At 41.3% G+C, this 25,746-nt stretch carries 24 protein-coding genes; 9 read left to right on the forward strand and 15 right to left on the reverse strand.

Translation table 11 applies throughout. The features are described 5' to 3' along the window. Positions 1–151: 151 nt before the first annotated feature. The 4 genes from ABE954_RS18735 to hutU form a co-directional block, all read right to left on the reverse strand. Complete coding sequence (locus ABE954_RS18735) at positions 152–1,591, reverse strand: cytosine permease (protein WP_042846304.1); 1,440 nt, start codon at positions 1,589–1,591, stop codon at positions 152–154. A 274-nt stretch (positions 1,592–1,865) separates the two neighbouring features. Beyond that, entirely contained in the window at positions 1,866–3,005 is a 1,140-nt protein-coding gene (locus tag ABE954_RS18740) for an acyl-CoA dehydrogenase family protein (protein ID WP_042846305.1), read from the reverse strand. Next, entirely contained in the window at positions 3,002–4,186 is a 1,185-nt protein-coding gene (locus ABE954_RS18745; protein WP_042846307.1) for a CaiB/BaiF CoA-transferase family protein, read from the reverse strand. Before ABE954_RS18745 ends, ABE954_RS18740 begins: the two co-directional genes overlap by 4 nt. 57 nt (positions 4,187–4,243) lie before the next feature. Then, positions 4,244–5,911, reverse strand: coding sequence for a urocanate hydratase (hutU, locus tag ABE954_RS18750; RefSeq protein ID WP_042846308.1), 1,668 nt, complete (start codon positions 5,909–5,911; stop codon positions 4,244–4,246). Positions 5,912–6,479: 568 nt separating this feature from the next. Here hutU and ABE954_RS18755 point away from each other — a divergent pair. Continuing rightward, positions 6,480–7,379 carry a hypothetical protein gene (locus ABE954_RS18755; RefSeq protein ID WP_131680127.1) on the forward strand — a complete coding sequence of 300 codons (900 nt, stop codon included), beginning with the start codon at positions 6,480–6,482 and terminating at the stop codon, positions 7,377–7,379. A gap of 72 nt (positions 7,380–7,451) precedes the next feature. Here the strand turns inward: ABE954_RS18755 and livF are convergent, their stop codons facing one another. From livF to ABE954_RS18780, 5 genes are all read right to left on the reverse strand, one after another. Beyond that, positions 7,452–8,153, reverse strand: coding sequence for a high-affinity branched-chain amino acid ABC transporter ATP-binding protein LivF (gene livF / locus ABE954_RS18760; RefSeq protein WP_042846311.1), 702 nt, complete (start codon positions 8,151–8,153; stop codon positions 7,452–7,454). After that, entirely contained in the window at positions 8,153–8,932 is a 780-nt protein-coding gene (gene livG, locus ABE954_RS18765; RefSeq protein ID WP_048606117.1) for a high-affinity branched-chain amino acid ABC transporter ATP-binding protein LivG, read from the reverse strand. The genes livF and livG overlap by 1 nt, the downstream gene beginning before the upstream one ends. After that, a complete protein-coding gene (locus tag ABE954_RS18770; protein WP_042846314.1) occupies positions 8,929–10,200 on the reverse strand; it encodes a high-affinity branched-chain amino acid ABC transporter permease LivM in 1,272 nt (423 codons plus the stop codon). The genes livG and ABE954_RS18770 overlap by 4 nt, the downstream gene beginning before the upstream one ends. Next, a complete protein-coding gene (gene livH / locus ABE954_RS18775; RefSeq protein WP_042846319.1) occupies positions 10,197–11,123 on the reverse strand; it encodes a high-affinity branched-chain amino acid ABC transporter permease LivH in 927 nt (308 codons plus the stop codon). The genes ABE954_RS18770 and livH overlap by 4 nt, the downstream gene beginning before the upstream one ends. A gap of 102 nt (positions 11,124–11,225) precedes the next feature. Beyond that, complete coding sequence (locus ABE954_RS18780) at positions 11,226–12,335, reverse strand: branched-chain amino acid ABC transporter substrate-binding protein (RefSeq protein ID WP_042846321.1); 1,110 nt, start codon at positions 12,333–12,335, stop codon at positions 11,226–11,228. A 379-nt stretch (positions 12,336–12,714) separates the two neighbouring features. On the opposite strand from ABE954_RS18780, the gene panM reads away from it, so the two are divergent. Together panM and ABE954_RS18790 are read left to right on the forward strand one after the other, a co-directional pair. Then, positions 12,715–13,140 (forward strand): aspartate 1-decarboxylase autocleavage activator PanM, encoded by a 426-nt coding sequence (panM, locus tag ABE954_RS18785; RefSeq protein ID WP_129466448.1) that lies wholly within the window; start codon positions 12,715–12,717, stop codon positions 13,138–13,140. Continuing rightward, entirely contained in the window at positions 13,127–13,513 is a 387-nt protein-coding gene (locus ABE954_RS18790; protein ID WP_048606112.1) for a VOC family protein, read from the forward strand. Before panM ends, ABE954_RS18790 begins: the two co-directional genes overlap by 14 nt. Positions 13,514–13,644: 131 nt before the next feature. Here ABE954_RS18790 and rpoH read toward each other — a convergent pair whose 3' ends face one another. The 4 genes from rpoH to ftsY all read right to left on the reverse strand — a co-directional run bounded on the left by rpoH (position 13,645) and on the right by ftsY (position 18,371). After that, the gene (gene rpoH / locus ABE954_RS18795) at positions 13,645–14,520 is read right to left on the reverse strand and encodes an RNA polymerase sigma factor RpoH (protein ID WP_042846326.1); all 876 of its coding nucleotides are present in this window, start codon (positions 14,518–14,520) and stop codon (positions 13,645–13,647) included. 256 nt (positions 14,521–14,776) lie between these two features. Further along, positions 14,777–15,754, reverse strand: coding sequence for a permease-like cell division protein FtsX (ftsX, locus tag ABE954_RS18800; protein WP_042846328.1), 978 nt, complete (start codon positions 15,752–15,754; stop codon positions 14,777–14,779). Then, positions 15,747–16,412 carry a cell division ATP-binding protein FtsE gene (ftsE, locus tag ABE954_RS18805; RefSeq protein ID WP_042846331.1) on the reverse strand — a complete coding sequence of 222 codons (666 nt, stop codon included), beginning with the start codon at positions 16,410–16,412 and terminating at the stop codon, positions 15,747–15,749. Before ftsE ends, ftsX begins: the two co-directional genes overlap by 8 nt. A 6-nt stretch (positions 16,413–16,418) precedes the next feature. Beyond that, complete coding sequence (gene ftsY, locus ABE954_RS18810; RefSeq protein ID WP_226693171.1) at positions 16,419–18,371, reverse strand: signal recognition particle-docking protein FtsY; 1,953 nt, start codon at positions 18,369–18,371, stop codon at positions 16,419–16,421. A 276-nt stretch (positions 18,372–18,647) separates the two neighbouring features. Here ftsY and rsmD point away from each other — a divergent pair, with 276 nt between their 5' ends. Next, positions 18,648–19,229 (forward strand): 16S rRNA (guanine(966)-N(2))-methyltransferase, encoded by a 582-nt coding sequence (gene rsmD / locus ABE954_RS18815; protein ID WP_048606105.1) that lies wholly within the window; start codon positions 18,648–18,650, stop codon positions 19,227–19,229. Positions 19,230–19,239: 10 nt separating this feature from the next. Beyond that, a complete protein-coding gene (locus tag ABE954_RS18820) occupies positions 19,240–19,536 on the forward strand; it encodes a DUF1145 family protein (RefSeq protein WP_042846336.1) in 297 nt (98 codons plus the stop codon). A 4-nt stretch (positions 19,537–19,540) separates the two neighbouring features. Here the strand turns inward: ABE954_RS18820 and ABE954_RS18825 are convergent, their stop codons facing one another. After that, on the reverse strand, positions 19,541–19,891 hold the full coding sequence (locus tag ABE954_RS18825) for a DUF2500 family protein (protein ID WP_042846338.1): 351 nt from the start codon (positions 19,889–19,891) through the stop codon (positions 19,541–19,543). 120 nt (positions 19,892–20,011) lie between these two features. Between ABE954_RS18825 and ABE954_RS18830 the strand changes: the two genes are divergently transcribed. The 3 genes from ABE954_RS18830 to ABE954_RS18840 all read left to right on the forward strand — a co-directional run bounded on the left by ABE954_RS18830 (position 20,012) and on the right by ABE954_RS18840 (position 24,336). Beyond that, positions 20,012–20,641, forward strand: coding sequence for a lysoplasmalogenase (locus ABE954_RS18830; RefSeq protein ID WP_371025655.1), 630 nt, complete (start codon positions 20,012–20,014; stop codon positions 20,639–20,641). A 152-nt stretch (positions 20,642–20,793) separates the two neighbouring features. Further along, complete coding sequence (locus ABE954_RS18835) at positions 20,794–23,166, forward strand: zinc/cadmium/mercury/lead-transporting ATPase (protein ID WP_166686608.1); 2,373 nt, start codon at positions 20,794–20,796, stop codon at positions 23,164–23,166. Positions 23,167–23,376: 210 nt separating this feature from the next. Next, entirely contained in the window at positions 23,377–24,336 is a 960-nt protein-coding gene (locus tag ABE954_RS18840) for an Rpn family recombination-promoting nuclease/putative transposase (RefSeq protein WP_371025656.1), read from the forward strand. Between the two features lie 59 nt (positions 24,337–24,395). Here the strand turns inward: ABE954_RS18840 and tusA are convergent, their stop codons facing one another. Then, positions 24,396–24,650 carry a sulfurtransferase TusA gene (gene tusA, locus ABE954_RS18845; RefSeq protein WP_042846344.1) on the reverse strand — a complete coding sequence of 85 codons (255 nt, stop codon included), beginning with the start codon at positions 24,648–24,650 and terminating at the stop codon, positions 24,396–24,398. 168 nt (positions 24,651–24,818) lie between these two features. Between tusA and ABE954_RS18850 the strand changes: the two genes are divergently transcribed. Further along, complete coding sequence (locus ABE954_RS18850; protein ID WP_048606101.1) at positions 24,819–25,487, forward strand: 7-cyano-7-deazaguanine/7-aminomethyl-7-deazaguanine transporter; 669 nt, start codon at positions 24,819–24,821, stop codon at positions 25,485–25,487. Positions 25,488–25,746 lie beyond the last annotated feature (259 nt).

Below are 25,746 nucleotides of genomic sequence, written 5' to 3' on the forward strand. Positions count from 1 at the left end.
ATCCAATTCTTCAACGATTGGCTTATATAAAGAGGATTCAAAATCGTTTTTAGGTTGAGAGAAGCCCTAGCAGTGAAAAATTCACTACTATTGGCTTGCTCAATTATCTTTTAAATAAATCTGTTAATAATTAAATAAGGGGTATTTCACATTATTTTGTTGTAGGTAATATCAATTTATCAGCAACAGACATTGGCCATTTTTTTATCGCGATATAATAAATAATACTGGTTGCAACTAAACCGACAATCCATGAAATATCAACACCACCCAGTTTTTCAACTAAAGGACCGGTATAGAAACCTGTTGAAATAAAAGGTAATTGGATCAATACCCCAACAACATAGGTCACGATCCCTACTTTATTCCAGCGACCATAACGGCCATCAGGGTTTGCAAGTTCAGGTACATCGTAGCGACCTTTTGTCACCCAATAATAATCCACTAGGTTTATCGCACTCCAAGGAGTGAAAAATGCCAGTAAAAATAATAAGAAAGAAGAGAACAGTTTTAGAAAAGAATGTTGCCCTGCCAACCCTAAAGCTGTCGAAAAACTCACCATCAGAATAATGAAAAATAACCGCTGCCCACGAGAAATTTGGCTTTTACCACGGAAGCCACACCAAATCGCAGCCATCGACATAAAACTACCGTAAGCATTTAGAGCCGTTATTGTGACCTTACCAAAGAAAATACTGATATATAACAACGCCGCAATTAACCCTGTACTACCTAAGCCCACAATATAAGCAACTTCATTACCCGCAAATTTATTCCCTGCAAGGGCCGCCGCAAATACACCTAAAATCATAGAGGCTTGCGTACCAATAACAGTCCCTGCACCTACTGCCATAAATGCTTTAATTGTTGGCGTTTTTGTTGGTAAATAACGCGAGTAGTCCGCAACATAAGGGCCAAATGCAATTTGCCAAGATGCTGATAATGACATGGCTAATAAAAAGTGCGTCCAATCAAAATGACGATTTTCCAGTAATACCGAAACATCATTCATATAAAACAGACGGAAAAATAGATAAAAGAACGTAATCACTCCAATCACGCTCGCTGCTTTTCCGAGAATATGAATAATTCGGTAGCCACAAATGGTGATCCCAATAATCACGGCACCAAATATTAAAATCCCCATCCAGTCACTTACATGCATAAGCTGACCAACCGCTTGCCCCGCTAATACCGTGCCACTGGCAGAGAACCCAACATACATCATGCATACTAATAAAATAGGGATAACGGCACCGTATACCCCAAACTGCACACGGCTAGAAATCATTTGTGGTAACCCTAGCTTTGGCCCTTGCACTGCATGCAAAGCCATTACTGAACCACCTAGCAATTGGCCAATAAATAAGCCGATTAATGACCAGAACACGTCCCCACCAAGTACTACAGCTAATGCACCGGTTACAATTGCTGTTATCTGCAAATTAGAACCGAACCAAAGTGTAAATTGACTCGATAAGGTGCCATGGCGTTCAGACTCAGGAATGTAATCGATGGAACGAGCTTCGATTAGTGGTACATTCTCCTGCCGACTTTTTTGCCCTGTCGCGATGTCGTTTGATACTGTCATGGTAACTCCTCTTTAAGCAAGGCTGGCCTAAAGAATGAACCAATTAATCGTAATGAACCCGCAATAACTACAATCGTAAGGTACAGTTATTAACCATTACGCTGGATGATGTTTTATCTATTATTCACCCACAGTAACTAATTGAAATACATTCTTAAACCTGATTGTTGTTGTGTTTTAATTCCATGATCCTGTTGTCAGGTAGTGCTCCTATGCTGCCTTATGAACGAGTAGCCGCCTGTCCCGCCTACTCGCTCATTATTTTTAAAATAAATTAAATCGCATCTAAAACCGCACGAGAAATAATGATCTTTTGGATCTCCGAAGTACCTTCAAAAATCCGTAAAATTCGTGCATCACGTACATAACGTTCTAATGGAAGGTCACGAATATAACCATACCCACCATGAAGCTGTAATGCAGCATCAGTCACGAAACCAGCACATTCAGCAGCAAATAATTTTGCTGTGGCTGACTGCAAGCTAAAGCGCTCTCCTGAATCACGTAACTCAGCGGCGCGCCATGTCAACATACGTGCGGCTTCAAGTTGCGTGTGCATATCGGCGATACGCCATTGTGTCCCTTGGTATGCAGCTAATGGTTTTTTACCAATTTGACGTTCTTTGACCCAACCTAAAGCACTTTCCATCGCTGCCCGAGCAATACCGAGCGAGGTTGCTGCCACTTCGACACGGCCTTTATCTAGTACTTCCATTGCCGTATGGAACCCTTTATTTTCCTCACCTAATAAGGCAGATTCAGGTAGCCAACAATTTAAAGCTAATTCATAAATCGTACTGCCACGTAGCCCCATGGTTTTCTCTGGCTGTGAAAAAGCCACGCCTTCTGTGCCTTTTGGGATCATAAAAGCACTGATCCCGCGGGCTCCTGCCTCAACATCTGTTTTGGCATACAACACGATAAAATCGGCTTCTTTAGCATTGGTAATATAGTGTTTGTTACCTCGGATACGCCAGCCGCTGTTTTCACGTGTAGCGACTGTTCGCATATCGGCTGGGTTAGAGCCAGCAGCTGGTTCTGTTAAACCGAATGCTCCTAACATTTCACCTGTTGCCGCTTTCGGTAGCCAATATGCTTTTTGTTCTTCCGTTCCCCCCACTAAAATTGAATCTGTTGCTAGGAAATGGGCTGTTAATGCAGATGAGGTAGATGCACAAGCTGCCGCCACAGCCTCAACAACCCTACTCATCGCAATACTACCAATACCAAAACCACCATACTGTTCAGGTAAATTGATCCCCCAGCACCCCATTTCTCCCAACGCTTGTAGACTTTCAGCACAGAACGTTTCGGTTTCATCATAGCGTTGTGCATTAGGTTGCAAAATGTCGTGACATACTTTTTCTACTGCATCAACAATTGCCTGTTCAGTTTCATTAATTTCAAAGCTCATAACATTGTCTCCGCATTTTTAGTTGTTGTTTTCGCTGGCTTATAAATAGCATTTGCCTCACCTAATACAGGGGCTCGTAATGTTGAATGTGGCTTATTACCATTGAAAAAAACGGGCTGAGAAATCAACGGGGTACCACCATCATTTAAATAAGTGAGTACTTGGCGTACTTGTGCATGCTCGCTCTGTGTTGCTTGCTGTAAATCATGGATTGGTGAAGCCGGTACCCCTGCGTTTAACAATAAATCACACACTTCTTCAACGGTTTTTTGGCAAGTCCAGCTTTCGATCTCTTTTCTTAAATCCGCTTGGTGTTGCGTTCTGGTGGGGTCATCAAAATAACGGGGGTCTTGACAAAGCTCAGTTTTCCCCATGCACTCGCAAAAACGTTGAAATAGTTTTTCACTGGCAATCGCTATTACCACTAAACCATCTTTTGCATGGTAAGTATCAAATGGCGTAGAAACAGGATGGCGATTCCCAACTAAACTTGGTGCTTTATTATGAGCAAATAAGTTTGAAAGCCCGGTTAATTGCATACTCAGTAACACATCAACCATAGCAACATCAATGTATTGTGCCGCCTCATTGTGTCGTTCTCGGGCAAATAACGCGCTGCTGATCGCCCATGAAGCAAACATACCAGCACAGACATCTCCGATAGATTCGCCACTACGCGTTGGCCCCGTTTCAGGGAACCCTGTGACACTCATTAAACCTGACATCGCTTGTGCCACAATGTCATACGCAGGGTAACTTGCTAATGGGCTGTTTTGACCAAACCCTGAAATACTGGCATAGATTAATTTAGGGTTATGATTTTTTAAGCTATCAAAATCAATACCGAGCCTTTTAGTAACACCGGGGCGGAAGTTTTCAACAACAACATCGCTTTCTTTAACTAATCGAAAAAGAATAGCGCGGTCTTCATCCGCTTTAAGATCCAGCTCAATGCTACGTTTCCCACGATTAATTAAGCCGTAATAAACGCTTTCACCATCAATAAAAGGCCCTAAATGGCGGCTATCATCACCATGATTAGGCACTTCAATTTTAATGACTTCAGCACCAAGATCAGCCATCATACCGGTGCAATAAGGACCCGCTAATACACGGCTTAAATCGATCACTTTGATCCCTGCCAGTGGCCCTTGTTTTTTCTGAATTGATGCAGCATTCATACTGAATTCCTTATTATTCCAGAATGTTGCCGGCTCAACAGTCGCCGGCAAACAACATTACTTAACCATTGGCAAATTAAGCCCTTGCTGTTTGGCGCAGTTAATTGCAATGTCATAACCTGCATCCGCATGGCGCATAACCCCCGTTGCTGGGTCATTATGTAAGACACGAGCTAAACGCTTATCGGCAGCATCTGTTCCATCACAGACAATGACTACGCCTGAATGCTGAGAAAAGCCCATACCCACACCACCACCATGGTGTAAGCTAACCCATGTAGCGCCTCCCGCAGTATTTAATAATGCGTTCAATAGCGGCCAGTCAGAAACGGCATCAGAACCATCTTTCATTGATTCTGTTTCACGGTGCGGGCTTGCCACTGAACCTGAATCTAAATGATCACGCCCAATCACAATAGGTCCTTTTAATTCGCCACTTTTCACCATTTCATTAAAAGCTCGGCCTAACCTTTCTCTATCTTTTAACCCTACCCAACAGATGCGTGCTGGCAGACCTTGAAAAGCAATGCGCTCACGGGCCATGTCTAGCCAATTATGTAAGTGCTTGTCGTCAGGCAATAACTCTTTGACTTTTTGATCGGTTTTATAAATATCTTCGGGGTCTCCCGATAAAGCGACCCAACGGAATGGACCGATCCCTTCACAAAATAATGGTCGAATATAAGCAGGAACAAACCCAGGAAAATCAAAGGCATTACTGATACCTTCATCCTTAGCCATTTGTCGAATATTGTTTCCATAGTCAAAAGCAGCAGAGCCACGTTTTTGCATTGTCAACATGGCATCCACTTGAACCGCCATACTTTTCTTAGCAGCTTTCGTGACCTCAGTTGGAGCGGTTTCTTGTTTTTCTCGCCATTGATTTAATGACCAGCCTTGAGGTAAATAGCCATGAACAGGGTCATGAGCACTCGTTTGGTCAGTCACAGAATCAGGGGTTATATTGCGCTTGACTAACTCACTGTAAATATCTGCGGCGTTACCTAATAGCCCTACAGATACCGGCTTACCTGTCGCTTTTGCTTCTTCAATGTATTGCAATGCTTCATCGAGTGAAGTGGCTTTTTTATCCACATAACGGGTTCTTAAACGGAAGTCGATACGGCTTTCATCACATTCAACCGCAATCATGCTAAAACCGGCCATCGTCGCGGCTAAAGGTTGCGCTCCTCCCATTCCACCGAGCCCTCCCGTTAAAATCCAACGGCCCGCAGCATTGCCATCAAAATGTTGTTTTGCAAGTGAAACAAAAGTCTCATAGGTACCTTGAACTATCCCCTGAGAACCAATATAGATCCATGAACCCGCGGTCATCTGCCCATACATCATCAAACCTTTGCGATCTAACTCATTAAAGTGCTCCCAATTCGCCCAATGTGGAACAATATTTGAGTTGGCAATTAGTACACGTGGAGCATCTGGATGAGTAGGAAATACTCCGACAGGTTTACCTGACTGAACTAACAAGGTTTGGTCGTCTTCCAATGTTTTTAATACTTCTAAAATTTTGTCATAACATTCCCAATCACGGGCTGCACGACCGATACCACCATAAACCACTAAGCTTTGAGGGTGCTCAGCAACATCGGGGTCTAAATTATTTTGGATCATCCGGTACGCGGCTTCAGTCAGCCAGCTTTTACAGGCTTTTTCACTGCCTCGTGGAGCGCGGATCACTCGAGTTAAGTCTGTACGGTTTTGCATGGTTGTATCCCCTATCATCCATTTTCAATTAACTTTAAATTAACAATTTTCTACGGTGATAATCTACGAGATACCTTGTTAGCGACAATTCACCTTTATTTTCAGGTCAGTTAACTGATTTAAAATCAATATATTAAATCAATATCAACGTGCTCGAGACTATCTATTCATTGAAATCATTTATCTTGCATTCAAATATATATACATTTAATTCACAAAGTATATACATTTAAATTTGAATTTTTATACGAACAGTGGAAAAAGGGAAGTCAGAAAAGTTATACAACAACAAGTAGCTCTCTGTTTCTATGGAAAAAGTTGTATATACATTTAATTTTATACATAGAAACAAGCAAATAGCTGAAATGGGAGATACTTCACATTCCGTAAAAATAGAAAAATGAACAGATAACACGGCTAGAACTCACTCTAATGAGATAAGCTCTTCACAAAACAGGTCACTTATAAAAGATAAATACCAAATTAATAGTTATCTATTTTTGCAATACATTAAATTTAGGGTGGGATAATCTACCCTAAATTTAAATATATTACTAAGTGACCCTTTATGACTAAAATTACTAAGAATATTGTCTATTCCCCCGAAAATACTCACTGTATAAAAAATAACAGCTCGAATAAAAAATCACTCCCAAGTTCTATTCACAGAATTAAAATAGCGTTAGGATCAATTTTAGAATCATTCAGGTTATCAATAATAAATAAAAGAAAACAGACATTAAATAATAAAAGTAAAATGATTTCCCTTAAGCAATACTTTAAGAATCTTAGTAAATATAAAAAAGAAATTATTCATGATAAAAATTCAACTTCAATTATATTAAAAACTAAAATAGAAAGATTTACTCCAAATAGTGATGATAAAACGACATCTACCGCTCTGGGTCACATTCTTGAATCTGATGGATTTACTTTTGATAGGGAACTATCTGATAAATTCAACAAAGATTTCAATAGAATGAATGTTTATTTACACACCCCATATCGCCAAGAAAACACAGTAAATATTAAAGATGCAAGAGTTCTTACTGCAAAATTCGGTTCAGAAAACGCACAAATAATATCACAAATCACTCATCAAGGCTTTCTTGCCGACCCGCTCACTCGTTTACATAAAATAAACAAAGATGATAATTATATTATAGGAAATAACGCTATAGATACAATCCAAAATGATGAATCAATTGATGATATGAGAACTAGTTTTACGATTAAAGAAACAGAAAATGGCGATTGTATCATTACGGCTAATAAAAAATTTAAATATATAAATGTAACTACTAGTTTTGGTCGTGAATTGCCAAACTTATTAATCTCAGTCGAAAGAAAAACCTATTTAACTAAACGTGACGACGGCACACTTGAATTAATGAATAATAATAATGGTGTTTTAAAACATATTAATGATAATAAAGATAAGCTTAAAATTACTATTATAAAAAAATAATACAGAAAGCATTGGTATTAAATACTTCGAGCTATTACACTCCCACAGCCCGAAGTATTTAATATATTCTCACTAACCGCCTAAATAAGCATTTCTGACAGCCTCATTGGCTAACAAGGCTTTTCCACTGTCTTCCAGGACAATACGCCCATTTTCCAGTACATACCCGCGATCAGCGAGTTTCAAAGCTTGATTAGCATTTTGCTCAACAAGGAAAATGGTCATGCCTTCTTCCCGTAGCTGTTGAATCGTATCAAAAATTTGCATAATAATAATCGGAGCCAACCCTAGTGACGGCTCATCGAGTAACAACAATTCAGGCTGACTCATTAAAGCACGCCCTATGGCAAGCATTTGTTGTTCCCCACCTGACATCGTCCCCGAGCGTTGGTTTCGACGTTCATAGAGCCTTGGAAATAGCGTATATACTCGTTCAATACGTTCTTGATACTCTTGGCGATTAGCGAAAAATCCCCCCATGGCGAGGTTTTCTTCTACCGTCATACGAGAAAATACACGCCGCCCTTCTGGCACTAATGCAATATCTTCACGCATAATTTTCGATGTGGGTAATTGAGTAATATCCACACCTCGGTAGATAACTTGGCCTTCAGATGCTCGAGGGTCGCCACACAAGGTGCTTAATAAGGTTGTTTTCCCTGCACCATTAGCACCAATTAGGGTCACAATTTCACCCTTTTGAATATTTAAGCTGATCCCATGCAGTGCTTGTATCTTCCCATAGTGAGTAGAAACTTTTTTAAACTCTAACATCAGTAAGCTTCCCCCAAATAGGCCTTAATCACATCTGGATGTTGGCGAATTTCATTTGGTGTACCATTGGCTAATGGCGTACCTTGATTCACAACATAAATACGGTCTGAAATCCCCATCACTAATTTCATATCATGTTCAATTAATAAAATAGAAACATTATGATGGCTGCGTAATTCAGCAATTAATTCATCTAAGTCATTAGTTTCTTTAGGGTTAAGTCCTGCTGCGGGTTCGTCTAACATCAAAATTTCAGGGCGAGTCACCATACAGCGTGCGATCTCTAAACGTCGTTGTTGCCCATACGCTAAATTACCTGCTTGCCGATTAGCAAACGGTAATAGGTCAACTCGCTCCAACCATTTTACCGCATTATCAAGAGCTTCTGACTCTGCACGGCGAAAACCTGGAGTCTTTAAAAGACCAGAAAAAATACCACTTTTCAAATGTTGGTGTTGCGCAACAAGTAGGTTCTCAATGACAGTCATTTCTTTGAACAACCGCACGTGTTGAAAAGTTCGGATAACCCCTAAACGCGCGATAGCTTGCCCTGATAGGCCTTCAAGGTGTTTATCATGGTATAAGATAGTGCCACTAGTCGGCTTATAAAAGCCAGTTAAGCAGTTAAAAATGGTTGTTTTCCCTGCGCCGTTAGGCCCAATTAAGGACACTATTTCACCCTGATTAATCCCTAGTTCGACATCATTAACCGCAAGTAAGCCACCAAAACGCATGGTTAAGCCACTGACCTGTAATAAAGGGGAAGTTAATTGACTCATGCGCCCTCCCCTTCAGGTACTTTTTTAACCTGCATTTGTCGACGTTTCATTGGTAATAAGCCTTGTGGCCGCCAAATCATCATCAATACCATCAATGCCCCCAATAACAACATGCTGTATTGGTTAAGGTCACGCATCATTTCCCTTGATACAACTAAGATAATAGCGGCTAAAATCACCGATGTTTGCGAGCCCATTCCCCCAAGTACAACAATAGCCAGTACAAATGCAGACTCAACAAAGGTAAATGACTCTGGGCTAATAAACCCTTGTCTTGCGGCAAATAATGTCCCCGCAAACCCCGCAAAAGCGGCACTAATAGTAAAAGCGGTTAATTTAATTCGCGTTGGACTCAAGCCTAGTGAGCGACATGCAATTTCATCTTCACGCAACGCTTCCCACGCACGGCCTAACGGCATTCGAAGCAGCCGATTAATGATAAACAGCGTCAATACAACTAGCAGTAGCGCGACAAAATAGAGAAAAATAATCCGATCACCAGGGCTATAATCTAACCCAAAAAAGTTATGGAATGTGTCCCATCCCTCTTTTGCTGTACGGCTAAACTCAAGACCAAACAATGTAGGTTTAGGTAACTGGCTAATCCCATTCGGCCCACCTGTGATCTCAGTATTATTGAGTAATAAAATACGTACAATTTCCCCAAAACCGAGCGTCACAATCGCAAGATAGTCACCTCTTAATCTCAGAACAGGGAAGCCTAGTAAAAAACCGGCTAATGCCGCGGTTAACCCTGCAATCGGTAAACTTTCCCAGAAACCAAAACCATAGTAATGATTTAATAACCCGAAAGTATAAGCGCCGATCGCATAGAAGCCTGCATAACCTAAAACCAGTAAACCAGAAAGGCCAACAACAACGTTTAACCCCAACCCTAACATCACATAAATTAGTGTTAAAGTCGCAATATCAACACTTCCACGTGAAACTAGAAATGGCCAAATAATTGCAGCAATAATGATTATGACCGCTAAGATTTTCTGTTTTGTTGTGGAACCATCAAAATCAGGAATAGACCAAGCTTTCTTAGGAACGCCTTTCCATACTTTACTTAACGTTGGGCGGACAAGCTGGTACACAAAAATGACGACAATCCCTGCAAGAATCCAATTCCAACGAACAGAATCCCCCATTGTGACAACCAGTTTTGTTCCATCAAGTGTAAGTTGCATCCCCATCATAAATAACGCCAGCACAAAAAAAGTGGCTGAGGCTACAATAGCGTTAATCCAATTTTCTTTTCTCATACTTTTTCGACCTCCGGGCGTCCCAGAATGCCGGTAGGCATGATTAATAACACACCGATTAATAAACCAAATGACACGACATCTTTGTATTCAGTGCTCAAATATGCAGAAGTCATCGCTTCAGCCACACCAAGAATTAAACCACCTAGCATGGCGCCAGGAATACTGCCTATTCCACCTAATACTGCTGCCGTAAAGGCTTTCATCCCAGCCATAAAGCCAATATATGGGTTAATAACACCATAAAATTGCCCTAACAAAACACCGGCTACTGCGGCCATTGCAGCACCAATAACAAAAGTTAACGAAATGACTCGGTCGGTATTAATGCCAAGTAAACTCGCCATTTTTAAGTCTTCAGCACAAGCACGACAGGCTCTTCCCATCTTTGAATAACGAATAAATACGGTTAACGCCAGCATCGCTAGCAGTGTTACCACCCATATTGTTAACTGCATTTTCGTAACTGTTGCTGCAAAACCATCACTTTCACCGAGCACCCATTGCCCTGTAATTAGGCTTGGTAACGCTAAGTCCCGTGAACCTTGTGACAAACTGACATAGTTTTGTAGAAAAATAGACATCCCGATCGCCGAGATCAATGCAATTAAACGTTTAGAATGACGTACAGGCCGATAAGCAACACGCTCAATACTCCAACCATAAGCACTGGAAACAACGATCGCGGCAACAAATGCCGCAGCGACTAAGATCCAGCCAACGTCAATCCCAAGCATCATTAAGCCTGCGATCACAATAAAAGAAACATAGCTGCCTATCATATACACTTCGCCATGAGCAAAGTTAATCATACCAATGATGCCGTACACCATGGTATAACCTATAGCGATGAGTGCGTAGGTGCTGCCAAGAGTCAATCCATTAAGGAATTGCTGAATAAAATAAAGAATTTGATCTGACATAAGACTATCCTTTCGAACTGCTTGTCCTATGTAGAGAACAGAAGCCGGAAGAAAGTGACTCTCTTCCGGTTCTTATTCACTACTTTGGAACACGACTCGCGACTATTTTACAGAGGTGGAAGTCCCATCTTTGTGCCATTCAAATACACCAAACTCGAAACCTTTCAAGTCCCCGTTTGGCTGCCAGCTTAGCGTTCCCATTACAGTTTCAACTGGATTTGCTTTCAAATCTTTGACTAAATCTTCAGGCTCAACACTACCTGTACGCTCCATTGCCGTAGTTAAACCTTGGATAGCAGCATAAGTTGTCCACACAAATGGCCCTGTTGGATCTTCTTTTTTCGCTTTAATTGCATCAACAATAGGTTGGTTAGTGGCAACTTGGTCATAGCGCTTTGGTAATGTGACTAGCATCCCTTCCGAAGCATCACCAGCGATATTCGATAATGACGAGTTACCAACACCTTCAGGCCCCATAAAACGGATGTTTAGACCAGATTGCTTCGCTTGGCGTAAAATTTGCCCCATTTCTGGGTAATAACCACCGAAGTATACAAAATCTACGTTTTCTTTTTTCAGCTTCGCCACTAATGCTGAAAAATCTTTGTCACCAGCGGTAACCCCTTCAAACATCACTTCTTTTACACCAGCTTTATTGAGGTTTTCACGAACAGAGCGCGCTAAACCTTCACCATACTGCTGTTTATCGTGTACCACAGCGATACGAGTTGGCTTAACCTCATCTAAAATATATTTAACTGCGGTAGGCCCTTGGTCAGAGTCTAAACCCGTCGTACGCAATACCATTTGGTAACCACGGGTAGTGAGGTCGGCGTTCGTTGCCGCAGGGGTGATCATAATCACGCCTTCATCTTCATAGATATCCGATGCAGGCTGAGTAGAAGAAGAGCACAGATGACCAATAACATGGCGAATACCATCATTGATTACTTTATTGGCAACTGCAACTGCTTGCTTCGGGTCACAAGCGTCATCGTATTCAACTGCAACTAGTGTATTACCATTAATGCCACCTTTTGCATTAATATCTGCAATAGCTTGACGCGCTCCTGTAAATTCCATATCACCATATTGAGCCACTGGCCCTGACATTGCGCCAACAACCGCAATTTTAATTTCCTTTGCCCATCCCGCAGAGCTGAATGCCATCGCGATACAGCCCGCTAATAATGCTTTATTCATATTCTTCATTTTATCGTCCCCGTCTTCATGGTTCTGAGTGTTTGTATTTGATTTGTAGTAGATTATTATGGTTGACAGGTACAATGCCTGATATTTCAAAATACAGCGAATAAGGCTATATATTTCATAACATTAAACAAGATAATTATGCTAAATAGCAAATGGATATGGTAGGTAATTACATTAGATGCAGAATAAAAAACTAATGTGTTTAAGTGGTTTTTATGTAAATACCAGTGTTATATTCTAGTTAAATTTAAATTAATCCGAGCTAAACTCGGAAAATTAAGTCGTACCAAATTTTTCTCTCTAAAACCCAAAAATCAGTTGTAGATCACTCTGGCAGGATCAGTGACTGCAACCCTTACAGGGAAACGGACAAAACATCATGAGACTCACTATTATCCCTTTGGTCATTCCTACTGAACAGCAATACCTAGACTTACATAAAATCTGGCCTGACCAGAGCCAACATGAACTTACTGAAATACTTAAAACTGGGGAACAGTTTTATGCTGCTCGCTTTAATGAAAGGTTACTTGCAGCCGCTAAAGTGAGCGTTGACCATCATCATGCCATTATTCGTGATTTTTGTGTTCGTGAGGCGACTCATCGCAGAGGTGTTGGCTTATATTTAATGCAAGAAATTTTCCGAGCTCATCCTGATGTAGAACACTGGCAGTTCAATTTCAGTCATGTTTTGCCACAAGAAAAACAACACATGCAATTATTTTTAACCGCCTGCGGGTTTAATGCGACAATACAACCAGACGTATGGGAAAAACAGATAGGCTACCTACATGAAGTTAAATAAAATCCATCATGTTGCGATCATCGCCTCAAATTTTGAAGTCAGTAAAGATTTTTACTGCCGTATTTTAGGTTTAAACTTACTAGCACAATACTACCGTGCTGAAAGCCATTCATGGAAAGCAGACTTAGCTTTTGGGGAACATTATCAAATTGAATTATTCAGTTTTATTGATCCACCAGCAAGGTTGAGCTACCCCGAAGCAGCAGGGCTTCGCCACCTTGCTTTTAGTGTTGATAACTTAGATAAATGGGTCGCTTATTTAGCAAAACAAGGGGTGACTTGTGAAGAAATACGGATTGACCCTTACACTCAAAAAAGATTCACGTTTTTTGCTGACCCTGATGGCCTTCCATTAGAGTTGTATAGCGACTAAGAGTAGGTTGTTTGCCTATTTATAAGGCCAGAAATAAAAACAGAATATAAGATGTGATTATCTGCATTTATACTCCATTTTATTGAAGACAAATGCAGATAATTATTTACCGCAGTTTATTTAACAACAAATTACATCTCGTCGTCATCTTCTTCCATGGCTAAACGCAGTTTTTTCATGGCATTTTTTTCTAACTGACGAACACGCTCAGCTGATACACCGTACTTATCAGCCAGTTCTTGCAACGTCGTTTTGTTGTCATCATCAAGCCAGCGTGCCCGAATAATGTCTTGGCTGCGCTCATCTAAGGAATCTAATGCATCAGATAGCCGATCAGTCGCGTGACTTTCCCAGTTATCATCTTCAATGGAACCTGCAAAATCCGATGATTTATCCTGCAAAAATAAGACTGGCGCAATTGGACCGCCGAAATCACCGCTATCGTCGTCATCTGACATATCAAATGCCATATCCTGTGCGGCCATGCGAGATTCCATTTCGCGGACATCTTTCGTGCTTACTCCAAGTTCTTCAGCAACCATATCCACTTCTTCTTGATTAAACCAACCAAGACGCTTTTTATTTTTTCTTAGATTAAAGAATAGCTTACGCTGAGATTTAGTTGTTGCAACTTTTACGATACGCCAATTGCGTAACACATATTCATGAATTTCTGCTTTGATCCAGTGAACCGCAAAGGAAACTAAGCGAACACCAACCTCAGGATTAAAACGACGCACCGCTTTCATCAAGCCGATATTTCCTTCCTGAATTAAATCCGCTTGCGGCAAACCATACCCCGCATAACTACGAGCAACATGAATAACAAAGCGCAAATGCGACAAAATAAGTTGCTTGGCAGCATCCAGATCACCGTGGTAATGCAGCCGTTCAGCAAGTTCCTTTTCTTCCTCAGCGGTAAGCATCGGGTAAGCATTAGCCGCCCTAACATAGGCTTCAATACTTCCTTGTGGAACAAGAGCTAAGGATTGCATATCTTTGGTCATTCAGATCCTCTATAAACAAAATGGAAAACAGATTGGTTTGATGTCGATAACCGTATTGGTTAATCATGAAGTAAACATAGAGTTTAGCAGTTTAACGGCATTAAATAAATTATATACAGGAATTGTTAACAGTAGGTCAATATAAGACAAAACAATCCAGACTAAGTTCACTTTTAAAATAAAGACCTAATAAAATCAAGGGCTAATAAGCATTCATTACCCATAGCCCTCGATAAAAGCCACTAAAAACAATCTATTACTCTGGTGTAAAATGACGTAAATGTTGAAGTGTCGCCAACCATGCTGCAACCCAACCTACCATTGCAGATAATAAGAGGATCAATAATGACTCTTCCCACAATAGCCCTTCAATATTAAATTGAGTCCCAAACACACTTGCGACTTGCGCAACACCAGCCGATAACTGCCAAACCAGTAAGAAGGTCATAATTAAGGAGATTATGGCGCCTAAAGCCCCTAAAAAAAGCCCCCCATTTAAAAATGGCCTCATGATAAAACCATCAGTTGCGCCGATCAACTTCATCACATTGATCGTATCTCGTCGAGCAAAAATATTTAGCCGCACACTGTTACCAATTACAAGGAACAATGACACAATCATTAAAATACCAATCACGGAAGCAATGCTCCCCACCAAATTGGTTAATGATGCTAAACGCGCAAACCAGCTATCATCCATGCGAACTTCTTCAATACCATTCACTTGACTGACCCGGTCTCGAAGTGTGGTCAGTACCGTTGACCCTTCAAAGTCAATTTTTGGCGTTATGATCGCCACCGCAGGCAATGGGTTTTCTTCAAGCATATCAAGTGCGGTACTAAAACCAGACCAGCTACGAAATTCGCTCATTGCTTGGTCCCTTGAAAGGTAATTAACGTTTTCCACACCTTCAAGAGCCTGTAATTGAGTCACCACATTTTGACCCCCTTGTTCATCAAGAGATTTATCCAGATAAACTGTGAGTTGTGGTGTTGGATACCACTGTGCTGCTGCTTGTGAGACGTTTTTCCACACAATATAACAAAGGCTTGGTAAAGCGAGTGAAATCGCTATCACCATCACCGTTAAAAAGGTGGCTAAAGGTTGCCTAAGCATATCGGCAAGTGCATTAAGCCACGAATAACGCCATTGCTCACGCCACCCGCCCTTTAGTGCTTTACTTTTCGATTGCATGGTGCGTTCTGGCCTGCCTTTACGGACATTCTTAGCCATGTTGACCTCCAAGCATGCGGCCTTCACTAAGTGTAAGAACACGATAGTTACGACGTTCAATCAATGCAATATCGTGTGTTGCCATTAATACCGTCACGCCAACGCGGTTAAACTCTTCAAATAAACGCATAATACCTTCCGATAGCTCGCCATCAAGGTTACCGGTTGGTTCATCCGCGAGTAACATCGTTGGTTTGTTCACCACGGCTCGTGCAATACCCACTCGCTGCTGTTCCCCACCAGATAATTGGATAGGGAAATTTTTCGCTTTATCCAATAACCCAACTTTATCCAATGCAGCAGAAACGCGCCTACGAATATCTTCTGTACTCGCCCCAGAGATAATCAATGGCATCGCTACGTTATCATAAACAGTTCGATCAAATAGCAGGTGGTGATCCTGAAAAATCATGCCGATCTGCCTGCGCAGAAATGGGATCTCCCGATTCTTCAAGCGGCTAATATCGTGACCATTAAACAAAATGTGGCCCGCACTTGGGCGCTCAATGCCACATATTAGTTTAAGTAACGTACTTTTACCTGCGCCTGAGTGGCCTGTTAAAAATGCCATTTCCCCTGGTTGAATATGAAAATCAACCCCTTGGAGAGCTTGGCGGCCACCGCGATAAGCTTTACTAACGTGTTCAAAGCGGATCATCGAAAATTATTCCTCTCGGGCAAATAGAGCCTCGATAAAGTCATCTGCTTTAAATGGACGTAAATCTTCAATACCTTCACCAATACCAATGTAACGAATTGGAATACCAAATTGGTCTGCAATAGAGAAAATTACCCCACCTTTTGCTGTGCCATCGAGCTTAGTCAATGTGATACCAGTCAAACCAACAGCTTCATCAAAAAGTTTGGCCTGACTTACCGCGTTTTGTCCAGTACTCGCATCTAGCGTTAACATAATTTCATGCGGTGCGTTTTCATCCAATTTTTTCATCACGCGAACAATTTTCTTCAGTTCTTCCATTAAGTGTGATTTATTTTGTAAACGCCCTGCAGTATCAGCAATTAAGACATCAGCACCTTTAGCTTGCGCTGATTGAATTGCATCAAAAATAACTGAGGCGGGGTCTGCACCGGTGTGTTGAGCAACCACAGGGATTTTATTACGTTCACCCCACACTTGAAGTTGTTCAACCGCTGCGGCACGGAAAGTATCCCCCGCAGCTAACATGACGCTTTTCCCTTCCGACTGGTATTGACGTGCTAATTTACCAATCGTGGTTGTTTTACCCACTCCATTAACCCCAACCATTAGAATAACATAGGGTTTTTTATCTTCGATCACGAGTGGTTTATCCACTTTCGCTAAAATATCAGACATTTCCTCACGCAATTTGCCATATAAAGCCTCAGCATCTTTCAGGTCTTTACGGCTAGCATGCGCGGTGAGGTTATTAATAATTTTACGAGTGGTATCTACACCAACATCTGCAATTAATAATTGTTCTTCAAGTTCATCAAATAGGTCATCATCAATTTTCTTACCAGAAAATAACCCCAAAAAGCCTGAACCTAAATTTTGACGGGTCTTCAATAACCCTTTCTTTAGCCTAGCAAAGAAACCCTCTTTTTTGGGTTTTTCTTGTTCTGTTGGCGAATTATTTTTTTCTTCTTCTAAACGTAAGCGCTCGGCTTCGGCTTCTTGGCGTTCACGTTCTGCTTGCTCTTCCGCTAACCGTGCCGCTTCGGCGTCTTGGCGTTCACGCTCTGCTTGTTCTTCCGCTAACCGTGCTGCTTCGGCTTCTTGGCGTTCACGTTCTGCTTGTTCTTCTGCTAACCGTGCTGCTTCGGCTTCTTGACGTTCACGCTCTGCTTGCTCTTCCGCTAACCGTGCCGCTTCGGCGTCTTGGCGTTCACGCTCTGCTTGCTCTTCCGCTAACCGTGCTGCTTCGGCTTCTTGGCGTTCACGCTCTGCTTGTTCTTCCGCTAACCGTGCCGCTTCGGCTTCTTGGCGTTCACGCTCTGCTTGCTCTTCCGCTAACCGTGCTGCTTCGGCTTCTTGGCGTTCACGCTCTGCTTGTTCTTCCGCTAACCGTGCCGCTTCGGCTTCTTGGCGTTCACGTTCTGCTTGTTCTTCCGCTGCTTTAATCGTCGCTAAATCAGCTTGACGCTGTTGTTCTAAAGCCTCTTCTGCAGCCTGAATAGCGGCTAATTCTGCTTGGCGCTGGCGCTCCATTTCGACTTCAGCCACACGCATTGCCTCAGCTTCCAAACGCTCACGCTCCGCCTGCTCTGCTATGAGCCGTGCTTCTTCTGCCTTTTGGCGTTCAAGTTCTGCTTGTTCTTGGGCTGCCTGAATCGCCGCTATTTGTGCTTCACGCTCTTTTTCTGCTTGCTCAGTTGCTGTTTCAATTGCAGCTTGCTGTTCCTCATACTGACGCTGAGCTTCATCTTCAGCCGCTTTAATGGCAGCCTGCTCGGCTTGATGTTGTCGTTCTGCTTCTGCGGTTGCGATATCTATTGCAACTTCTTGCTCTTGCGGCTGTTTTTCAGCTTCGTCAGCCGTATTTGTTTGTTGATGGTCTGTTTTCTGAGTATCTTCTTCATTTTTACGACCAAACCCCAACCATGAAAAGAACCCTTTTTTCTTGTCTTTAGCCATTTGCCACTACACTCCTCGCGGTAAAAATATGGCACTCGATAATTAAATCGCGATAAAATTACATCCAGTCTACCATTTCATCGCTCAGCAACACATATCTGAAAGAAAAATCCTGAAAATTTAATCTAAATTTGGGTGTTAAAACTGTGAAAATAAAACGCTATAATTGAAATCCAACCAATAAGGAATAACAACACTGCAACTTATCGTCTGACAGGTATACAATAGTAACAATCAATTTTAAGTACATAAACCAGCTAAGTAGCAATAAATATTATGGCAAAAAAACCACAATCAGCCCCTTTAGGGCAAATTCGAATTATTGGTGGAAAATGGCGAGGCAGAAAACTACCTGTTCGCGATAGTGAAGGCTTACGCCCAACAACAGATAGAATAAAAGAAACCTTATTTAACTGGCTAATGCCTGTTATTCGTGATGCTCGCTGCTTAGATTGCTTTGCAGGAAGCGGGGCTTTAGGCTTTGAGGCTCTTTCTCGCTTTGCCCAGACTGTAACCTTTATTGAGCTTGATAAACAAAACGCACAGCTATTAGCCGAAAATAAAACCCGCTTGCAAGCCGATAATGCCTCTGTTGTCAATAATAATACCCTTAATATACTAAACCAATCAGGGGCCCCTTTTGATGTGGTTTTTATTGACCCACCATTTCGAAAAGGGTTACTTAATGAAACCATTCAATTATTAGAAAAAAACCAATGGTTAGCAGAGGAAAGCTGGGTATACATTGAGTCAGAAGCGGAGTCACCACTTACTGACATTCCAGCGAATTGGCAACTTCACCGCGAAAAAATAGCTGGGCAAGTTGCTTATCGTCTTTTCATCCGAACTTTACTTTAGGGAAAAAAACATGTTTATTAACATTGGACGCCTGCTGATGATTTGTGTTTGGGGCTTTATGGTATTTAACCTTATTCACCCATTCCCTAAGCCACTGAAATACTTTATGGATATTGCAATGGTGTTTATGGTTTTCATGCATGCACTGCAAACTATCTTTCTTAAAGCGACCCTCCCTAAAGGGGAGAAAATCTCAGGTCTAGTTCAACTACGAATTTTCTTTTTTGGGGTTTTTGAAATGCTAGCTATGCAGAAAAAAACCAAAGCCGCGTTGGAAGAAGCAAAGAAAAAACAGTCCGGCCAATAAGGCCCTAGGCTGGCTCAAAACGAACAAACCGCGTACCTTGCATAATAAGTTTACCTTCGCGGCCTAACTCAACGTCTTGGTATTGTTCTTCCGTTACAATAGTTTTGATTATTTCACCACTTGATAGCGTTTTGAAATAAATTTCATAACGAAAAGTTTCTGGAGAGACAACATCTCGCTCTCTAGAACGCATGTTAGGGTAAGGGTAATCTTTTTTATTATCGACTTTAACTAAATAAGTCACAGGCAAAGAGTTATCATTAATTTCATTTTGCTTGCGTTGGTCAAAAAAGCGCTTTGTTGCTAAAACAGCAATGATCGCAAGAACGATAATCAGTAATATTGGCTTATTCATAATGTGAATTTTGTTTAAAAAGTCAGTAACTGTAGTTTATCTTATTTATATAAATAGGACACGTTATCTAAGTAACCTAATCACTGTAGTTTCACTCATTGAACTTATAAGGATATGTGTATGATTAGTTGGCCATTCCTCGCTGTACTCTTTTCCGGTTGGTTGTATGTCGATGCAGCCTATCGAGGACCAGGGTGGCAACGTTGGTTATTTCGCCCTATTACACTGCTACTCTTACTACTCTGGGGGTGGAGTTCTGAGGATTTAAATATTCAAAACTACCTGATTTTAGCAGGCCTATTAGTTTCTCTAGTAGCGGATCTTTCTCGCATGTTATCTAGTGAATGCTTACTAACTTCAGTCGCATTGATGTTCTTGAGTTACCTGATTTATACCATTAGCTTTGGGATGCAATTAAATTTTGGCCTATTCTTACCTTGGCTAGCTGTCCCTCTGATTATTGCAGCCGTTACTCTTGTTTTCATTTGGGGAAAGCTCGAAAATCTACAGGCTATTGTTTTTGCGTCGTTAATCATGTGTATGATTATGGCATGGGTCGCAGGTGACCAGTACTTTGGGCTAGCTCGTGAATATAATTTTTCCATTATGATAGGGGCATCACTACTGTTCTTATCTAACTGTGTTTGGCTAATAGCACATTTCCGTATTCCATTTAAAGCCTCAAAAGCCGTTGTTGCCGCGCTCTATTTTATTGGACAATTCTTCATTGTTCGTGCCATTTATCTGTAACAACAACTCATTCAAGTCTCACGCCAATTGATAAAAAATGCTATTTGAGAATTTTATCAATTGGCACCTCTCTTTTAGTTTGACTCTGGAGTAGACTCCAAAGTGTAAGCTTATCTGCAATGATAGAATATCTTGTTTGATAAGGGGCACTTATGCACACACATACACATAAAGATACCCATGCGCATACGAGCAGTTGCTGCTCAAGCAATAGCAGCTGTTCATCCTCTATTGCGAATAACAGCAAAAAAGTTAGTAATGACTCACATACTCATGAACATAATAATGTGAAGGAATATCCTGACGATGACGAAGAATCTCATCAGCATTCTTCACATCAACACACAAGTCATGACCACCAACACGGCACCAGCTGTGGGCTTAACACACAAACAATTAACGACGTTGAACCAACTCTAGAAGCGAAACAACGCTTTAGTTGGATCATCCGTGGTATGGATTGCCCAAGTTGTGCAAATAAAATTGAAACCGCAGTAAGACAAATTAGTGAAGTTAAACAAGCTAAGGTGTTGTTTGCCACAGAAAAATTAGTTGTTGATGCAAATACTGACATCAGCACGGCAGTACGTTCTACTGTTGAAGCTGCGGGTTATGAATTACTTGAAGTTGGTAATAACAGTGCTGCGTCCCTTGCTCCTCAACAGAGTTTATTGAGTGAAGCTAAACCCGTCATTATCTTAGCCATTTTAATGGCCATTAGTTGGGGGATTGAGTCTTTCAATCCGCAAATTGGTAACATTGCTTTTATTTTAACTACCCTTTTTGGGCTATACCCTATTGCCCGTAAATCGTTACGTTTAATTCGTACAGGCTCCCCCTTTGCTATTGAAACATTAATGACCGTTGCAGCTGTCGGTGCAATATTCATTCAAGCAACTGAAGAAGCCGCGATGGTTATCTTGCTCTTCATGTTAGGTGAAATGCTGGAATCATATTCTGCAGGTAGAGCACGACGCGGTGTTAGCGCATTAATGGCTTTAGTGCCAGAAGATGCGGTCTTAATCAAAGATGGGGAAAAATCCACTATCCCTGTTGCGCAATTACGACCAGGCGACATTATTGAAATAGCCCCAGGTGGTCGTCTACCAACAGATGCTGTTTTGGTTTCGGGTTTTGCTAGCTTCGATGAAAGTGCACTAACAGGGGAGTCCGTTCCGGTTGAACGCAATGTTGGTGAGAAAGTTGCGGCGGGTTGTTTGTCTGTTGATAGAGCTGTTCAAATGGAAGTGGTGTCAGAACAGGGGCAAAATGCTATCGACCGCATTTTACAACTGATCGAGGAAGCAGAAGAACGCCGAGCACCTATAGAACGTTTTATTGACCGCTTTAGTCGTATATACACGCCAATCATTATGTTGATTTCAGCGTTAGTGATTGTCATTCCACCTATTTTCTTTGGTGCATTGTGGGAAACGTGGATATATCGAGGCTTAACATTGCTGTTGATCGGTTGTCCATGTGCTTTAGTCATCTCAACCCCAGCAGCTATAACCTCGGCACTCGCCACTGCAACTCGTCGTGGAGCATTAATTAAAGGTGGTGCAGCACTTGAGCAACTAGGTACTATAACAACAATTGCTTTGGACAAAACAGGTACACTGACAGAAGGTAAGCCTCATGTCACTAACTTAGTGCCAGCAGAAGGCATGACTGAAGGTGAATTAGTGCAAATTACCGCTTCTGTAGAAGTTGGCTCTCACCATCCTCTCGCCAAAGCTGTAGTTAATAAAGCAGAAGAATTATCTTTAACAGTTCTAGAAGCTCAAGAGCGCAAAGCATTAGCAGGGAAAGGGATTGAAGGTTTCCTTAACAACAAGCATATTCTTGTTAGCGCACCGAATCGCCTTGATATCCCGTTAAATAGTGAGTGGCAAGGTAAAGTTGAAGCCCTAGAGGCCGAAGGGAAAACTGTCGTTGTCACGCTTGAAGATAGCCGTGTCATCGGTTTAACCGCTTTGCAAGATACGCTGCGTAATGATGCAACTGATGCAATGCATATGCTTAAAGCGCTTAATGTGAACGCCGTGATGCTAACCGGTGATAACCCACGCGCTGCTAGTGCAATTGCAAATCAGTTAGGTATGGAATACCGAGCAGGGCTATTGCCAGAAGATAAAGTCACTGCAGTCATGGAGCTTAACCGTAACCATAGTACCATGATGGTCGGCGATGGCATCAATGATGCGCCAGCAATGAAAGCGTCAAGCATTGGGGTGGCTATGGGAAGCGGAACTGATGTGGCTCTTGAAACCGCGGATGCGGCGTTAACCCACAACCGCTTAACCGGATTAGCTGAAATCATTGCGTTATCCCGTGCGACACGAAAAATCATTCGTGAAAACATCGCTATCGCACTTGGGTTAAAAGGTGTTTTCTTAGTAACCAGTTTATTAGGGATCACTGGGCTTTGGGTTGCAGTACTGGCCGACTCAGGTGCAACTGCACTGGTCACTGCAAATGCTGTACGGTTACTTCGAGTAAAATTACCTCAAGTGAAAAAATAGTGTTTCATCAACTAATCAAAGCGCCCTTAGGGGCGTTTTTCTTTTGTAGAAGAAAAAATAACTCTAACCATTACAATATGTTAATTGCCATCTTGACTAAAGATTTAGGACTAACTTCACCCCCATTCCATCCCAAACCCCGCTAGAATATCCCCTGAAAATAAGTCATGGTCATCACATTTTGGGAAGGCTAATTATGGGAAGGTTAATATGGTAAAAAGTCACAGCTCAACACCTCATGACTCTGCATTTAAAGGCTTTATGTCTAAAATTGAGAACGCTCGTGATTTTTTTGATATTCACCTACCAATGCATATTAAACAGTTATGTAATTTTGATACCTTGGCCATCACCAATTCTTCATTTATTGATAAGCAACTTCGCTCTCGGTTATCAGATGTTTTATACACTGTGGAAACACTACAAGGCGAAGGCTATCTTTATATGCTAGTTGAGCATCAATCAACACCTGATAAATTTATGGGATGGAGGATGATGTATTATGCATTTTCAGCAATGAATCAGCACTTACAACAAGGGCATCGTCATTTACCCTTAGTCTTCCCTATCTTGTTCTACCATGGGAAAGTCACTCCCTACCCGTATTCACAGCCATGGACCCATTGCTTTCCTTGGCCTGACATAGCCAATGATTTATATAGCCAACCATTTCCTGTCGTTGATATTACCGTTATTGATGACAATGAACTGGTGAATCACCGCAAGGTTGCCGTGATGGAATTAGCAATGAAGCATAAAGATTTACGAGAAAATGTTGAGAAAGTGACTACACTATTAGCTCAAGCGATGAACAATAATTATCATAACAATGATGACATTATCACAATTTTCAATTACTTATTTCTTACAATGGATTCACCTCATTTTAAAATTGTTGTCAGTCAACTTATCAATCAAATTGAAAATAACCAAGAGGCAATTATGAACATTGCACAACGCTTAAAAAATCAAGGAATGCAAGAAGGAATTGATATTGGTGTAAACCGAGGAATTGATATTGGTGTAAACCGAGGAATTGACATCGGTACAAATAGAAAACAACATGAAGTTGCCCTTAAAGGCTTAGAACTCGGGGCCAGTATTGAACTAATTAGCCAACTTACTGGGTTAAGCTACCAAGAAATATTGGACTTACAGCATACTTCATAAGTTAAATTTCAGTGATATTCTCAATCCCTGCCTTATGGCAGGAATTGGCATACTTAATATTACAACCCGCCCGCCTTTTTACGCAATAAATAACGGTAAGGTGTCGTTTCAGCTTCAACAGCCAATAATTCATGTTCCATAAAGCGGCAAAAACCTGGGATATCGCGGGTTGTTGCAGGGTCGTCAGCAATAATTAACAATGTTTCACCCTCAGCCATATTACGGACTGTTTTACGCACTAACATAACAGGCTCAGGGCAACGTAAGCCAAGTGTGTCAAGGGTTTTGCTCGCATTTGCAAATAAGTCAGACATAAAAACGCTTCTACTCAAAGTAATCAATGAGCCAATTATATAATAAAATTGCTCGCGATGAGTGAACAGTTTTGCTTTTGTTGCGCAACAAGCGTATGATGCGCAATTCCCGATTTAGGGATGTATTTCATGGGTTCCCTCACCCCATTGCGACTAAAAAGGTACAATATGTTTGATTTTACTGTGCGGCAAAAAGCCACCGCCTTAATCTGGCTATCTTTATTTCATGTACTAATTATCACTTCAAGTAATTACCTAGTGCAGTTGCCAATTAATATTTTGGGCTTCCATACCACTTGGGGTGCATTTACTTTTCCATTTATTTTTCTTGCTACAGACCTAACCGTTCGTATTTATGGCGCACCACTTGCCCGTAGAATTATTACTGCTGTAATGTTACCTGCATTACTGATTTCATACGTTATTTCAGCGTTATTTTTCCAAGGTGAATGGCAAGGTTTTGCATCTTTATTTGAATTTAACTTATTCGTTGCGCGTATTGCTGCAGCAAGCTTTATGGCTTATGTCCTTGGGCAAATATTAGATGTTGGTGTATTCAACCGGTTACGGCAAAATGCACGCTGGTATGTAGCGCCTGCTTGTGCCATGTTTTTTGGTAACCTGATTGATACTATTGCATTCTTCTTTATTGCATTTTTCCGCAGTAGCGACCCATTTATGGCCGCAAATTGGGTTGAAATTGCTTTGGTTGATTATGTCTTTAAACTACTTATTTGTATGCTGTTTTTCTTACCTGCTTATGGGGTTCTGTTAAACCTAATCTTAAAGTACTTCTTTAATAATGCAGATAAAAAGCAATTAATTCGTCAACATTGAAAATAAAAAAGGAGATAGCTAAATGCTATCTCCAAAAGGGTTAAACTGAGCTAAAACAAAGAATAACACCCCTACAATTCAATAAATTCCGTGAATATTCCGTATAATTTTTAATCATTGAATATTCTCAATATTTCAATTCACAGTTAAATCACCAACGAAGCCAACACCACACAAGCCTCATCCCTCTTAATTCTCCAAATAATTCGTGTTGTGGCTAGGCGGCAAATGAGCGAAACCCTAGGGGCATACACAAGTA

It is taken from the genome of Providencia sp. TYF-12, assembly GCF_041344805.1.
Classification (GTDB): domain Bacteria; phylum Pseudomonadota; class Gammaproteobacteria; order Enterobacterales; family Enterobacteriaceae; genus Providencia; species Providencia huashanensis.

Coding starts and splice junctions, on each gene's coding strand:
- ABE954_RS18735 (WP_042846304.1), bottom strand. CDS start 1,591: ATGACAGTATCAAACGACATCGCGACAGGGCAAAAAAGTCGGCAGGAG.
- ABE954_RS18740 (WP_042846305.1), bottom strand. CDS start 3,005: ATGAGCTTTGAAATTAATGAAACTGAACAGGCAATTGTTGATGCAGTA.
- ABE954_RS18745 (WP_042846307.1), bottom strand. CDS start 4,186: ATGAATGCTGCATCAATTCAGAAAAAACAAGGGCCACTGGCAGGGATC.
- hutU (WP_042846308.1), bottom strand. CDS start 5,911: ATGCAAAACCGTACAGACTTAACTCGAGTGATCCGCGCTCCACGAGGC.
- ABE954_RS18755 (WP_131680127.1), top strand. CDS start 6,480: ATGACTAAAATTACTAAGAATATTGTCTATTCCCCCGAAAATACTCAC.
- livF (WP_042846311.1), bottom strand. CDS start 8,153: ATGTTAGAGTTTAAAAAAGTTTCTACTCACTATGGGAAGATACAAGCA.
- livG (WP_048606117.1), bottom strand. CDS start 8,932: ATGAGTCAATTAACTTCCCCTTTATTACAGGTCAGTGGCTTAACCATG.
- ABE954_RS18770 (WP_042846314.1), bottom strand. CDS start 10,200: ATGAGAAAAGAAAATTGGATTAACGCTATTGTAGCCTCAGCCACTTTT.
- livH (WP_042846319.1), bottom strand. CDS start 11,123: ATGTCAGATCAAATTCTTTATTTTATTCAGCAATTCCTTAATGGATTG.
- ABE954_RS18780 (WP_042846321.1), bottom strand. CDS start 12,335: ATGAAGAATATGAATAAAGCATTATTAGCGGGCTGTATCGCGATGGCA.
- panM (WP_129466448.1), top strand. CDS start 12,715: ATGAGACTCACTATTATCCCTTTGGTCATTCCTACTGAACAGCAATAC.
- ABE954_RS18790 (WP_048606112.1), top strand. CDS start 13,127: ATGAAGTTAAATAAAATCCATCATGTTGCGATCATCGCCTCAAATTTT.
- rpoH (WP_042846326.1), bottom strand. CDS start 14,520: ATGACCAAAGATATGCAATCCTTAGCTCTTGTTCCACAAGGAAGTATT.
- ftsX (WP_042846328.1), bottom strand. CDS start 15,754: ATGGCTAAGAATGTCCGTAAAGGCAGGCCAGAACGCACCATGCAATCG.
- ftsE (WP_042846331.1), bottom strand. CDS start 16,412: ATGATCCGCTTTGAACACGTTAGTAAAGCTTATCGCGGTGGCCGCCAA.
- ftsY (WP_226693171.1), bottom strand. CDS start 18,371: ATGGCTAAAGACAAGAAAAAAGGGTTCTTTTCATGGTTGGGGTTTGGT.
- rsmD (WP_048606105.1), top strand. CDS start 18,648: ATGGCAAAAAAACCACAATCAGCCCCTTTAGGGCAAATTCGAATTATT.
- ABE954_RS18820 (WP_042846336.1), top strand. CDS start 19,240: ATGTTTATTAACATTGGACGCCTGCTGATGATTTGTGTTTGGGGCTTT.
- ABE954_RS18825 (WP_042846338.1), bottom strand. CDS start 19,891: ATGAATAAGCCAATATTACTGATTATCGTTCTTGCGATCATTGCTGTT.
- ABE954_RS18830 (WP_371025655.1), top strand. CDS start 20,012: ATGATTAGTTGGCCATTCCTCGCTGTACTCTTTTCCGGTTGGTTGTAT.
- ABE954_RS18835 (WP_166686608.1), top strand. CDS start 20,794: ATGCACACACATACACATAAAGATACCCATGCGCATACGAGCAGTTGC.
- ABE954_RS18840 (WP_371025656.1), top strand. CDS start 23,377: ATGGTAAAAAGTCACAGCTCAACACCTCATGACTCTGCATTTAAAGGC.
- tusA (WP_042846344.1), bottom strand. CDS start 24,650: ATGTCTGACTTATTTGCAAATGCGAGCAAAACCCTTGACACACTTGGC.
- ABE954_RS18850 (WP_048606101.1), top strand. CDS start 24,819: ATGTTTGATTTTACTGTGCGGCAAAAAGCCACCGCCTTAATCTGGCTA.